This window comes from Paractinoplanes abujensis (assembly GCF_014204895.1).
GTDB classification, from domain to species: Bacteria; Actinomycetota; Actinomycetes; order Mycobacteriales; family Micromonosporaceae; genus Actinoplanes; species Actinoplanes abujensis.
In genome coordinates this window covers 9318330-9330741 of record NZ_JACHMF010000001.1, presented here as the reverse complement: position 1 = coordinate 9330741, position 12412 = coordinate 9318330, and the positions used below count along the sequence as shown (strand labels likewise).

The following is a 12412-nucleotide window of genomic DNA, read 5'->3' as shown; positions in this document are numbered from 1 at the left end:
AGTCCGGCGGCGTCCTACTCTCCCACACCCTCCCGAGTGCAGTACCATCGGCGCTGGAGGGCTTAGCTTCCGGGTTCGGAATGAGACCGGGCGTTTCCCCTCCGCTATGACCACCGAAACAGCTATCAGCGGAACAATCCAGGTTGTTGTCCAGCCGGCCCCCGTTCAAAAGGGGCTGCTGCCAACCGGTTGTTCGTTTGCTGTGAATCACACAGTGGACGCGTCGAGCAAAAAGTTTAGGGTGGTTAAGCCCTCGGCCTATTAGTACCGGTCGACTGAACCAGTTACCTGGCTTACATCTCCGGCCTATCAACCCAATAGTCTCTTGGGAGCCTTACCCACTCAAGGTGGTGGGATACCTCATCTCGAAGCGAGCTTCCCGCTTAGATGCTTTCAGCGGTTATCCCTTCCGAACGTAGCCAACCAGCCGTGCCCCTGGCGGGACAACTGGCACACCAGAGGTTCGTCCGTCCCGGTCCTCTCGTACTAGGGACAGCCCTTCTCAAGTATCCAACGCGCACGGCGGATAGGGACCGAACTGTCTCACGACGTTCTAAACCCAGCTCGCGTACCGCTTTAATGGGCGAACAGCCCAACCCTTGGGACCTGCTACAGCCCCAGGATGCGACGAGCCGACATCGAGGTGCCAAACCATCCCGTCGATATGGACTCTTGGGGAAGATCAGCCTGTTATCCCCGGGGTACCTTTTATCCGTTGAGCGACACCGCTTCCACACGCAAGTGCCGGATCACTAGTCCCGACTTTCGTCCCTGCTCGACCCGTCAGTCTCACAGTCAAGCTCCCTTGTGCACTTACACTCAACACCTGATTGCCAACCAGGCTGAGGGAACCTTTGGGCGCCTCCGTTACCCTTTAGGAGGCAACCGCCCCAGTTAAACTACCCACCAGACACTGTCCCTCGACCCGATCAGGGCCGCAAGTTAGATACCCAAACCCAACAGAGTGGTATTTCAAGATTGCCTCCACCCGAACTGGCGTCCGAGCTTCACCGGCTCCCACCTATCCTACACAATTAAATTCGGATACCAATGTCAAGCTATAGTAAAGGTCCCGGGGTCTTTCCGTCCTGCCGCGCGTAACGAGCATCTTTACTCGTACTGCAATTTCGCCGGGCCTGTGGTTGAGACAGTGGGGAAGTCGTTACGCCATTCGTGCAGGTCGGAACTTACCCGACAAGGAATTTCGCTACCTTAGGATGGTTATAGTTACCACCGCCGTTTACTGGCGCTTAAGTTCTCCGCCTCGCCCCGAAAGGCTAACAGGTCCCCTTAACGTTCCAGCACCGGGCAGGCGTCAGTCCATATACATCGTCTTACGACTTGGCATGGACCTGTGTTTTTAGTAAACAGTCGCTTCCCCCTGCTCTCTGCGGCCATACCACGCTCCACCAGCAAGTGGCTTCACGCGTCCGGCCCCCCTTCTCCCTAAGTTACGGGGGCAATTTGCCGAGTTCCTTAACCACAGTTCACCCGTCGCCTTGGTATTCTCTACCTGACCACCTGTGTCGGTTTAGGGTACGGGCCGCTCGGAACATCGCTAGAGGCTTTTCTCGGCAGCATAGGATCACTGACTTCACCTGAAACGGCTCGGCATCACGTCTCAGCCTTAATCACACGCGGATTTGCCTACGTATGGGCCTACACGCTTACCCCAGGACAACCACCGCCTGGGACCAGCTACCTTCCTGCGTCACCCCATCACTAAACTACTACCCCACAAGGTCCCGCGCTCCGCTGATGCCGGCCGAAGCCATTACCAGTTTTGGGCGGTTAGTACATGAAGGTTCGTCTTGGGCGTTCCTTCGCGGGTACGGGAATATCAACCCGTTATCCATCGACTACGCCTCTCGGCCTCGCCTTAGGCCCCGACTCACCCAGGGCGGATTAGCCTGGCCCTGGAACCCTTGGTCATCCGGCGGAAGAGGTTCTCACTCTTCATTCGCTACTCATGCCTGCATTCTCACTCGTATGGCGTCCACGACTGGGTCACCCCGCCGCTTCACTCGCCATACGACGCTCCCCTACCCATCCACACCACTGCACCAACCGACGAATCGGAAGGCGGATGTCATGTGTGAATGCCACAGCTTCGGCGGTGTGCTTGAGCCCCGCTACATTGTCGGCGCGGAACCACTTGACCAGTGAGCTATTACGCACTCTTTAAAGGATGGCTGCTTCTAAGCCAACCTCCTGGTTGTCTAAGCGACCCCACATCCTTTTCCACTTAGCACACGCTTAGGGGCCTTAGCTGGTGATCTGGGCTGTTTCCCTCTCGACTACGAAGCTTATCCCCCGCAGTCTCACTGCCGCGCTCTCACTTACCGGCATTCGGAGTTTAGCTGATTTCGGTAAGCTTGTAGGCCCCCTAGACCATCCAGTGCTCTACCTCCGGCAAGAAACACACGACGCTGCACCTAAATGCATTTCGGGGAGAACCAGCTATCACGGAGTTTGATTGGCCTTTCACCCCTAACCACAGGTCATCCCCCAACTTTTCAACGTTGGTGGGTTCGGTCCTCCACGCAGTCTTACCCACGCTTCAACCTGCCCATGGCTAGATCACCCCGCTTCGGGTCTAGAACACGCGACTAACAACGCCCTATTCAGACTCGCTTTCGCTACGGCTACCCCACACAGGTTAACCTCGCCACGTGCCACTAACTCGCAGGCTCATTCTTCAAAAGGCACGCCATCACCCCACTGCATTGCTACAGCTAAGGCTCTGACGGATTGTAGGCGAACGGTTTCAGGTACTATTTCACTCCCCTCCCGGGGTACTTTTCACCATTCCCTCACGGTACTCGTCCGCTATCGGTCACCAGGAAGTATTCAGCCTTACCAGGTGGTCCTGGCAGATTCACAGCAGATTCTAGGAGTCCGCTGCTACTCGGGAACATCGTAAGGAGATCAGAGACTTTCGTATACGGGGCTCTCACCCTCTACGGCCGGCTTTCCCACACCGTTCCACTAACCTCAGATTTTGTAACTCCTCGGGTGCATGTCAGCACACCCCAACACGTCCCACAACCCCGATGGCGCAACGCCTGACAGCTATCACACGCCCTCGGTTTAGGCTACGTCCGCTTTCGCTCGCCACTACTCACGGAATCACTGTTGTTTTCTCTTCCTACGGGTACTGAGATGTTTCACTTCCCCGCGTTCCCTCTACCCGACCTATGTATTCAGCCGGGAGTAACACGACATGACTCGTGCTAGGTTTCCCCATTCGGACACCCTGGGATCACAGCTAGGTTGACAGCTCCCCCAGGCCTATCGCGGCCTCCCACGTCCTTCATCGGCTCCTGGTGCCAAGGCATCCACCGTTCGCCCTTGACAACTTAACCACAGAAAACAAGATGCTCGCGTCCACTGTGCAATTCTCAACCAACGACCAACCCACAACCCGAAAACGTTCCGTACCGAACCTCGGCGCCGTCACCGGCTCCCACGAGTGGTATACGAAACCAGGTCGCGCCTGGCACTGAAATCCCAACCACACAGGTTGTTCTTTCAGGACCCAACAGGGTGCTATCTCTTGTCGCCCTCCCCAGCCGCACCAGCGAATCCGTTCCACGCCCGAAGGCTGTACTAGGCTCGCCGGCCGTTGCCGGTTCAGACTGGCCAGTGTCTCCGCCTATGAGCACCCCGGTTCGTCATTCGCGAACCGTGGGCTACTGACCTGCTTTCACAGGTGAGTTGCTCCTTAGAAAGGAGGTGATCCAGCCGCACCTTCCGGTACGGCTACCTTGTTACGACTTCGTCCCAATCGCCAGCCCCACCTTCGACGGCTCCCTCCCCTTGCGGGGTTAGGCCACCGGCTTCGGGTGTTGCCGACTTTCGTGACGTGACGGGCGGTGTGTACAAGGCCCGGGAACGTATTCACCGCAGCGTTGCTGATCTGCGATTACTAGCGACTCCGACTTCACGGGGTCGAGTTGCAGACCCCGATCCGAACTGAGACCGGCTTTTTGGGATTCGCTCCACCTCACGGCATCGCAACCCTTTGTACCGGCCATTGTAGCATGCGTGAAGCCCTGGACATAAGGGGCATGATGACTTGACGTCATCCCCACCTTCCTCCGAGTTGACCCCGGCAGTCTTCGATGAGTCCCCGCCATAACGCGCTGGCAACATCGAACGAGGGTTGCGCTCGTTGCGGGACTTAACCCAACATCTCACGACACGAGCTGACGACAGCCATGCACCACCTGTCACCGGCCCCGAAGGACCCCACATCTCTGCGAGTTTTCCGGCGATGTCAAACCCAGGTAAGGTTCTTCGCGTTGCATCGAATTAATCCGCATGCTCCGCCGCTTGTGCGGGCCCCCGTCAATTCCTTTGAGTTTTAGCCTTGCGGCCGTACTCCCCAGGCGGGGCGCTTAATGCGTTAGCTGCGGCACAGAGAACCGGAGAGGTCCCCCACACCTAGCGCCCAACGTTTACAGCGTGGACTACCAGGGTATCTAATCCTGTTCGCTCCCCACGCTTTCGCTCCTCAGCGTCAGTATCGGCCCAGAGACCCGCCTTCGCCACCGGTGTTCCTCCTGATATCTGCGCATTTCACCGCTACACCAGGAATTCCAGTCTCCCCTACCGAACTCGAGCCTGCCCGTATCGACCGCAGGCTTGGGGTTGAGCCCCAAGTTTTCACGGTCGACGCGACAAGCCGCCTACGAGCTCTTTACGCCCAATAAATCCGGACAACGCTCGCGCCCTACGTCTTACCGCGGCTGCTGGCACGTAGTTGGCCGGCGCTTCTTCTGCAGGTACCGTCACTTGCGCTTCGTCCCTGCTGAAAGAGGTTTACAACCCGAAGGCCGTCATCCCTCACGCGGCGTCGCTGCATCAGGCTTCCGCCCATTGTGCAATATTCCCCACTGCTGCCTCCCGTAGGAGTCTGGGCCGTGTCTCAGTCCCAGTGTGGCCGGTCGCCCTCTCAGGCCGGCTACCCGTCGTCGCCTTGGTAGGCCATCACCCCACCAACAAGCTGATAGGCCGCGAGCCCATCCCAGACCGAAAAACTTTCCACACAGACTTCATGCAAAGCTGTGTCGTATTCGGTATTAGCCCCCGTTTCCGAGGGTTATCCCAAAGTCCAGGGCAGGTTACTCACGTGTTACTCACCCGTTCGCCGCTCGAGTACCCCGAAGGGCCTTTCCGCTCGACTTGCATGTGTTAAGCACGCCGCCAGCGTTCGTCCTGAGCCAGGATCAAACTCTCCAACAAAAACCTGTTGAAAAACTGTCCCGGCAGTTAAACAACTGCCAAAGGAATCACCCACCGACAAACCCCGTCCCGAAGAACGAGCAAGCCGGCCGGGGTATAACTAATTGGCACTGGCTTATCAAGCACCCTGTTGAGTTCTCAAAGAACAACCACACCCGGCTAACCGCTCCGGGGCACTCGCTCAACTTTACTCGGGCTTTTCCTTCTCGTCAAACCCGCGTAATCGGCGGGAAATGACCTTCCGGAACTGCTCGAGCCCGCAGAAATCTACATCAGCTATTGCTGAGGCATTTCTCTGGGGTCCTCCAGGACGGCCGCGCCGGGCCTCCGAAGAGTCCCGCTCGCTCGCCCGTCTCCCTGGCGGCTCGGAAAACATTACAGGCTGTCGCCCTGAGCGCCAAATCGGCCCCCTGCGAGCCACGTCACAGGGGGCCGATCGGCGACATCCGAGGGGCCGCTACCAGAGCTGGCGCACTTCCTGGGGCCAGCCGCACGCCACCGCGATCTTGCCCGCCCACATCCGGGCGGTTTCGTCGTCGGGCACGTCCACGACCGTCAGGCCACCCAGGAACTCCTTGCTCTCGGCGTAGGGCCCGTCGGTGAACAACACTTCGCCGCTCGTGGCGTCGGCGCTGAAGATCGGGCCGCCCTCCACCACTCCACCCGCGTAGAGGTAAGCCCCGGCCGCCTTGATCTCGTCGACCACGGCCTTGGCGAGGGGCCCGCGCTCGCGGAACCACTCCTCGCTGTGGTCGCCCACCCACTGCTGGTTGAAGTAGATGATGTACTGCGGCATGGTCACTCCCTTAGTCCGGCCGACCCGGCGTCCGCCCTTACTTGTCCACGAACGGCGGCCGCCTGATCCGACACAGCCGGGCGGAGAATTTTGCGGTTACGCCGTGTACTCGACGCCGGCGAAGGTTCGCTTTCCGCGACGGAGCACGAGGAACGCACCGTGCAGAAGCGAGTTGGCCGTGGGCACAGCTTCGCCGTCAGTGATGCGCTCGTTGTTCACGTAGGCGCCGCCCTCGTTGATGGTGCGCCGGGCCTCGTTCGCGCTGGCGACCAGGCCCGACTCCTTGAGCAGGGTGGAGTAATTGGGCATCTCCCCCCGTACGGGAAGAAGGCCGGCCTCGCCCAGAGCGGCGCGCAGGGTGTCGGCCGACAGCTCGTCGAGCGATCCCCGCCCGAACAGGGCCTGACTGGCCGCGATGGCCTGCTGCGCCTCTTCGGGGCCGTGCACGAGCGCGGTGATCTCCTCGGCCAGGGCCCGTTGAGCCAGCCGGGCCTGCGGGCGGTCGGCTGTCGCCTTCTCCAGCTCCTCCAGCTCCTCGCGGCTCTTGAAGCTGAAGAACCGCAGGTAGTTGTTGACGTCGCGGTCGTCCGAGTTGATCCAGAACTGGTAGAACGCGTACGGCGTGGTCATCTGCGGGTCGAGCCAGATCGCGCCGCCCTCGCTCTTGCCGAACTTGGTGCCGTCGGCCTTGAGCACCAGCGGGGTGGTGAACGCGTGCACCGGCCCGGCTCCGCGGCGCCGCACGAAGTCGACGCCGGCGGTGATGTTGCCCCACTGGTCGGAACCGCCGAACTGCAGCGCGCAGCCGTGCCGCTCGTGCAGCTGGTAGAAGTCGTTGGCCTGCAGCAGCTGGTAGCTGAACTCGGTGAAGCTGATGCCGCTCTCGAGCCGGTTGCGCACCACGTCGCGGGCCAGCATCTTGTTGACCGGGAAGTGCTTGCCGACGTCGCGCAGGAATTCGATGACCGAGGTGGGCCCGGTCCAGTCGAGGTTGTTGACCAGCGTGGCCGCGTTGTTTCCCTCGTACGTCACGAAGGGCGCGAGCTGCTCCCGGATGCGCTGCACCCAGCCCTCGATCACCTCGGGCGGGTTGAGCGTGCGCTCGGCCGACTCGCGCGGGTCGCCGATCTGACCGGTCGCGCCGCCCACCAGCAGCAACGGACGGTGCCCGGCCCGCTGCAGGCGGCTGGCCGTGACGACCTGCATCAGGTGACCGACGTGCAGCGACGCGGCGGTGGGGTCGAAGCCCACATAGAACGTGATCGGGTCGCCGGTGAGTGCTTCGGCCAGGGCGGCCGGGTCGGTCGAGTCCTGGATCAGTCCACGCCATGTCAGGTCGTCTACGAGAGTCACCCGCCGATTGTCCCGCACGCCCCGCCGAACAGGACACCGGGTTTGCGGCGCCGCGGAAGCCGGGAGCTGCGAAAGCCCGGGAAGAGCGACATGCTGTACGGATGAGTCGCCTGGGTAGCGGTGTTCCGCCGATCGAGATCTCGAAGAAGAAGGCCGTCGCTCGTCTCGAGGAGGCGCAGCAGCGTCTGTTGCGGTTGCGCCTGATCCTGGGCGGCCAGATCGGTGAGCAGAAGATCGGCCCCCCGCTGACCTGCGTGTTCGAGGGCTGGGACGCGTCCGGCAAGGGCGGCGCGATCAAGCGGCTGGTGGCCCCGCTGGACCCGCGGTTCGTCCGGGTCTCGCAGTTCGCCGCCCCCACGTACGACGAGAAGCGGCATCACTTCCTGTGGCGGTTCTGGCCCAAGCTGCCCGGCTGGGGTGGCATGGCCGTGTTCGACCGGTCCTGGTACGGCCGGGTGCTGGTGGAGCGGGTCGAGGGGTTCGCGACCAAGGAGCAGTGGTCGCGGGCGTACAACGAGATCGTCGAGTTCGAGCGGACACTGGTCGCCGAGGGCATGATCATCGTCAAGTTCTGGATGCACGTCGACGAGGACGAGCAGCTGCGCCGGTTCTCCGACCGGGCGGACGATCCGCTACGGCAGTGGAAGCTGACCGAGGAGGACTGGCGCAACCGGGAGAAGCGCCCCGCGTACGAGGCCGCGATCGAGGAGATGCTGGAGCGCACCGACCCGACGTGGGCGCCGTGGCACGTCGTGCCGGGCAACGACAAGCACTACGCACGGTTCGCCGTGGTTGAGGCGGTGTGCGACGCGATCGAGGCCGAGCTGCGCAAACGCGGTCACGCCGTCTGAGTCACCGAGTCGGGCCGGGGCCGGGTCGAAGGCGCGGCCGGCGAGTCGGGCGCGGGCCGGTAGGGCGGCAGGGCCAGTGTGTCGCGGATGGCCTGCTGCACCTCGTCGGCGCCGGGCCGGGCGTCGATGCCGTGCACGACCTCTTTGCGGCCGAACAGCTCGAGCACGGGCCTGGTTTTCTCGTGGTAGTCGCGCAGCCGGGCCTCGAGGGCCTCGGGGGTGTCGTCGGCCCGGGTGACCAGTTGGTGGCCGCAGATGTCGCAGCGGCCCTCGACCTCGGGGCGGTCGGCGATCAGGTTGTAGTCCATGCCGCAGTTGGGGCACAGGCGGCGGCTCAGCACGCGGCGGCGTACCTCGCCGTCGGGCAGCTCGAGGTGGATCACGGCGTCGATGTCGTAGCTCTCCATGAAGAACTCGGCCTGCCGTCCGTTGCGGGGGAAGCCGTCGACGACGAACCCGTAGTTCCAGTCGTGGCGGTCGAGCCTTTCCCGTACGACCGATTCGACCAGGTCGTCGCCGACCAGTTCGCCGGCGGCCATCGTGCGCTTGACCTGCGCGCCGAGTTTCGTGTGGTTCTGCACGTTCCACCGGAAGATGTCGCCGACGGAGATGTGCACCAGGTCGAGGTCGGCGCAGAGCAGCTCGCTCTGGGTGCCCTTGCCGCTGCCCTGCACTCCCATGATCACGAACTTGCGCATGGTGCCCCTCCTCAGTCGGCCGCGCCGATGCGCAGCGGTCCGGGCGCCGGGCGCCCGGTCAGAGTGGTGGGATCGACGCTCCAGGCGCCGGCCACGGCCAGCACGTCCTTTTCACCCACCAGGACGGTCGTCTCGTCGTCCAGGACGCCGGGCAGGCCGGCGTCGCGCTCGGCCGGGTCGGGTTCGCCGTGCCACGACGTGACGTCGCCGGTCTGTCCCACATACCCGAAAGCGCGGATCAACTCACCCTCGGCGGCGCGCTGCCAGCGGTGCAGCTCGGTGACCCGGTGGGTGGCGAAGAACTGCACCTCGGTGCCGAGAGTGGCGGAGAGGGCGACGACGTCGACCGGGGTCTCGGGCCGCATCAGGTAGCGGCCGGTGGCGAGCACCCAGCGCTGATCGCGCGCGCCGGGCAGGGGCGGGGTGACGGCGACCCGGTCGTCGGTGAGGTGGGCCAGGTCGATGCCGTCGCGCCAGGGCACCGGGCCGAGATCGCGCAGTCCGAGCGCGGCCAGCACATTCCCGGCCCCGCCGTCCCGGTCGTCGGTCCGGACGGCGAGCCAGGCCTGCTTGCCGCCGAATCCGACCATTACGTCCTTATCCATGACCCCCACGCTATCCGGAGAGCGCGCGGAGCTGTCCACTGAGCGGTCGCGTCTCAGCGCCAGCCGTACTCTTCCCGGAGCCGGGCGGCGACCTTGTCGAACGTGGGGCGGGCAAGGACGGCGCCCTCGCGCCGGATCCCGTCGTGATCCACTTCGATCACCCGATCGAGGCGGATCCAGCTCGGGCGGGCCTCGCGGTCCCACTCCCCCGGGCCGAGCGCGAGCCAGTTGCGCTGGCCGTCGCGCTCGCTCTGCGACGAGAGCATCAGGGCCAGCACGTCCTGACCGTCGCGCCCGATAACCAGCACGGGGCGGTCCTTGCCCTGGGCCGGGTCGTCCTCGTAGGGCACCCAGGTCCAGACGATCTCGCCCGGGTCGGCGTCGCCGTCCAGGTTCGGCGCGTACTCGATGCGGCGACCGCGCTCACCGGTGGGAACGTGCCGCGGGGTGCGCTGCCGCGGGGGCGCGGGCACGGGCGCCGGGGTGGGCACGGACCGCCGTACGCGGTTGAGAAGGGACTTCAGAATCTTGGCCACGGCTGCACTCTAGGCTGCCCCCATGACACCGGACATCGAAGCCTGGCAACCCTGGCACCCCGAGCAGGTCGCCGAGCGTCTCGAAGGCGTCGGCGTGCCGTGGTACGTGGCCGGCGGCTGGGCGATCGACCTGCATCTGGGTGAGGAGACACGCGACCACGAGGATCTGGAGCTCGCCGTGCCGCGCGAACGGTTCGAGCCGGTCGCGGGGCGCTTTCCCGAGCTGGCCTTCTACGTGGCCGGGGGCGGGCAGGTGGTGCCGGCGACCCCGGCCGCGCTGGGTGAGCACCATCAGACGTGGGCGTACGACACCGCGGCCGGCGCCTGGCGCTTCGACGTGTTCCGCGAGCCGCACGACGGCGACACGTGGATCTCGCGACGGGACGCGAGCCTGCGCCGTCCGTACGGGGAAATGGTCTTGCTCGGCCCGGCCGGGATCCCCTATCTCAGTCCCGAGGTGGTGCTGCTCTTCAAGGCCAAACACTGCCGGCCCAAGGACGAGCAGGACTACGCGGCGGTGGCGCCCCGGCTCACGTCAGGGCAGCGGGCCTGGCTGGACTCCGCGCTCGAGCTGGTGCATCCGGGGCACGCCTGGATCAGTTGACGAAGTCCTGGGTCATCCAGGTGACGCCCTTGCTGTCGCGGACGATGCTCAGGCCGATCCGCTTGAGGCCCGGGTTGAGCAGGTTCTTGCGGTGGCCGTCGTTGGGCGGCGTCTCGGCCAGCATGCTGTCGGTGAGCCCGTTGGCCGCGCCGGCTTGGGCCGAGTCACTGGCGCCGCTGGATCCGTAGCCGATGTTCTCGGCCGCGCCCGACCACTTGACACCCTGGGCACTGAACCGGTCGCCGATGCCGCCCTCGCCGGGGCACTCGTGCGACAGGCCGCAGCCCGAGATCATCAGCTGGTTGTGCAGCGCGGCGGCCCGGGACAGCTTGGTGTCGAGGGTGAAGGGCGGCAGGCCCTCGTCCTTGCGGGCGGCGTTGATGTGACCCAGCACCTGGTCGAGGACGGAGCCGCTGGTCTCGGGAGCGCTCGTCGGCGGCTTGGTCCTGCGCTTCGTGGGTTCGGGGGAGGTGGTCTTCTTCTTCGTCGCCGGCGTGGCCTTGGGCGCCTTCGTCGTGGGCCGGGCCGACGGGGGCGGCGACGAGGGGACCACGGTGGGTGACGGTGGAGCGGGGTCCGCCGCCGGCAGGGTCCGCTGCTCGGAAGCGGCCTGGCTGACCGCGGTGCCGGCCCCGGCGTCGCGGGTGAGCCCGACGAACGTGAAGCCGCTCCCGATCACGACGGCGGTGGCGCCGGCCACCACGGTGTAACGGAAACGAGCGGCGGCGGACAGCGGCACGGGACAGGTCACCTCGGGTTCAGGGGGACAACGCGGCCTCACTATGGGTCACACATCCACCCTGAGCGGCCGCCCTAAGCATTCCTTAAAGTTCGGATCAGCAAGATCTAAAGATCGAGGTCGAACTCGCCGTCACGGACGGGCGATTCCCCTCTTGACAAGATCCAATTAGGATCGTCGGCATGACTGAGGGGTTCGACACGGGCGTGGCGCATCCGGCTCGCCGCTACAACTACTGGCTCGGCGGCAAGGACAACTTCGCCGCCGACCGCGAGTCCGGTGACCTGCTGGCCAAGTCCTACCCCGCAGCCCGCATCGCGGCCCGGGCCAACCGTGACTTCCTGCGGCGGGCGGTGCGGTACGTGGCCGCCGAGGCCGGCGTGCGCCAGTTCCTCGACATCGGCACCGGGCTGCCCACCGCCGACAACACGCACGAGGTCGCGCAGCGGGTCGCGCCCGAGTCGCGGATCGTCTACGTCGACAACGACCCGATGGTGATGGCCCACGCACGGGCCCTGCTGACCAGCACCCCCGAGGGCGAGACGACGTACCTGGAGGAGGACCTGCGCCACCCGGAACGGATCCTCGCCGCGGCCGGGATCCTCGACTTCACCCGGCCGATCGGGCTCATCCTGGTCGCCGTCGTGCACTTCCTGCCCGACCAGCAGGAGTCCCGGCGGATCGTGCGCACCCTGGTCGACGCCCTGCCATCGGGCAGCCACCTGGTGATGTCGCTGGCGACCACCGACCTGCTGACCCCCGAGCTGAAGGCGGCGTGGGACGAGTCCCTGCGTACGGGCCGATCCGACGTGCACCCCCGGACGAAGGAGGAAGTCGGCTCGTTCCTCGACGGGCTCGAGCCGGTGCCGCCGGGGATCACCCCGGTCGGTGACTGGCGGCCCGACCCCGGCGCCACCGAGCACCCGACGCCGGTCGAGGCCTCGATCTTCGGCGTGGTGGCCCGCAAGCCCTGAGGCACCGGC

General features: G+C 64.6%; 9 protein-coding genes and 3 rRNA genes. 3 read left to right on the top strand and 9 right to left on the bottom strand.

Annotated features, from left to right (window positions below; all coding sequences use genetic code 11):
- Position 1 precedes the first annotated feature (1 nt).
- The 5 genes from rrf to tyrS form a co-directional block, all read right to left on the bottom strand.
- Positions 2 to 118: ribosomal RNA gene (gene rrf / locus BKA14_RS43035) — 5S ribosomal RNA — on the bottom strand.
- Between the two features lie 123 nt (positions 119 to 241).
- Positions 242 to 3365: ribosomal RNA gene (locus BKA14_RS43030) — 23S ribosomal RNA — on the bottom strand.
- A gap of 363 nt (positions 3366 to 3728) precedes the next feature.
- A 16S ribosomal RNA gene (locus BKA14_RS43025) occupies positions 3729 to 5247 on the bottom strand.
- Together the 16S, 23S and 5S rRNA genes form the textbook arrangement of a ribosomal RNA operon.
- Before the next feature lie 457 nt (positions 5248 to 5704).
- On the bottom strand, positions 5705 to 6043 hold the full coding sequence (locus tag BKA14_RS43020; RefSeq protein ID WP_184956453.1) for a YciI family protein: 339 nt from the start codon (positions 6041 to 6043) through the stop codon (positions 5705 to 5707).
- 96 nt (positions 6044 to 6139) lie between these two features.
- On the bottom strand, positions 6140 to 7396 hold the full coding sequence (gene tyrS, locus BKA14_RS43015) for a tyrosine--tRNA ligase (protein WP_184956452.1): 1257 nt from the start codon (positions 7394 to 7396) through the stop codon (positions 6140 to 6142).
- A gap of 101 nt (positions 7397 to 7497) precedes the next feature.
- On the opposite strand from tyrS, the gene BKA14_RS43010 reads away from it, so the two are divergent.
- Positions 7498 to 8247 carry a polyphosphate kinase 2 family protein gene (locus tag BKA14_RS43010; RefSeq protein ID WP_184956451.1) on the top strand — a complete coding sequence of 250 codons (750 nt, stop codon included), beginning with the start codon at positions 7498 to 7500 and terminating at the stop codon, positions 8245 to 8247.
- On the opposite strand, the gene BKA14_RS43005 is transcribed toward BKA14_RS43010, so the two are convergent.
- From BKA14_RS43005 to BKA14_RS42995, 3 genes are read right to left on the bottom strand one after another with little or no spacing between them, the layout of a single operon-like run.
- The gene (locus tag BKA14_RS43005) at positions 8235 to 8945 is read right to left on the bottom strand and encodes an adenylate kinase family protein (protein WP_184956450.1); all 711 of its coding nucleotides are present in this window, start codon (positions 8943 to 8945) and stop codon (positions 8235 to 8237) included. The two genes, BKA14_RS43010 and BKA14_RS43005, sit on opposite strands and share 13 nt — an antisense overlap.
- Positions 8946 to 8956: 11 nt before the next feature.
- On the bottom strand, positions 8957 to 9550 hold the full coding sequence (locus BKA14_RS43000; protein WP_184956449.1) for a hypothetical protein: 594 nt from the start codon (positions 9548 to 9550) through the stop codon (positions 8957 to 8959).
- 53 nt (positions 9551 to 9603) lie between these two features.
- Positions 9604 to 10086: a type II toxin-antitoxin system PemK/MazF family toxin gene (locus BKA14_RS42995; protein ID WP_184956448.1), complete on the bottom strand. Its 483-nt coding sequence runs from the start codon at positions 10084 to 10086 to the stop codon at positions 9604 to 9606.
- 22 nt (positions 10087 to 10108) lie between these two features.
- Between BKA14_RS42995 and BKA14_RS42990 the strand changes: the two genes are divergently transcribed.
- A complete protein-coding gene (locus BKA14_RS42990) occupies positions 10109 to 10690 on the top strand; it encodes a nucleotidyltransferase domain-containing protein (RefSeq protein ID WP_184956447.1) in 582 nt (193 codons plus the stop codon).
- Here the strand turns inward: BKA14_RS42990 and BKA14_RS42985 are convergent.
- Positions 10683 to 11429, bottom strand: coding sequence for a CAP domain-containing protein (locus tag BKA14_RS42985; protein WP_184956446.1), 747 nt, complete (start codon positions 11427 to 11429; stop codon positions 10683 to 10685). The two genes, BKA14_RS42990 and BKA14_RS42985, sit on opposite strands and share 8 nt — an antisense overlap.
- Positions 11430 to 11611: 182 nt before the next feature.
- Here BKA14_RS42985 and BKA14_RS42980 point away from each other — a divergent pair, with 182 nt between their 5' ends.
- Positions 11612 to 12403 (top strand): SAM-dependent methyltransferase, encoded by a 792-nt coding sequence (locus BKA14_RS42980; RefSeq protein ID WP_184956445.1) that lies wholly within the window; start codon positions 11612 to 11614, stop codon positions 12401 to 12403.
- The last annotated feature ends 9 nt before the right edge of the window (positions 12404 to 12412 follow it).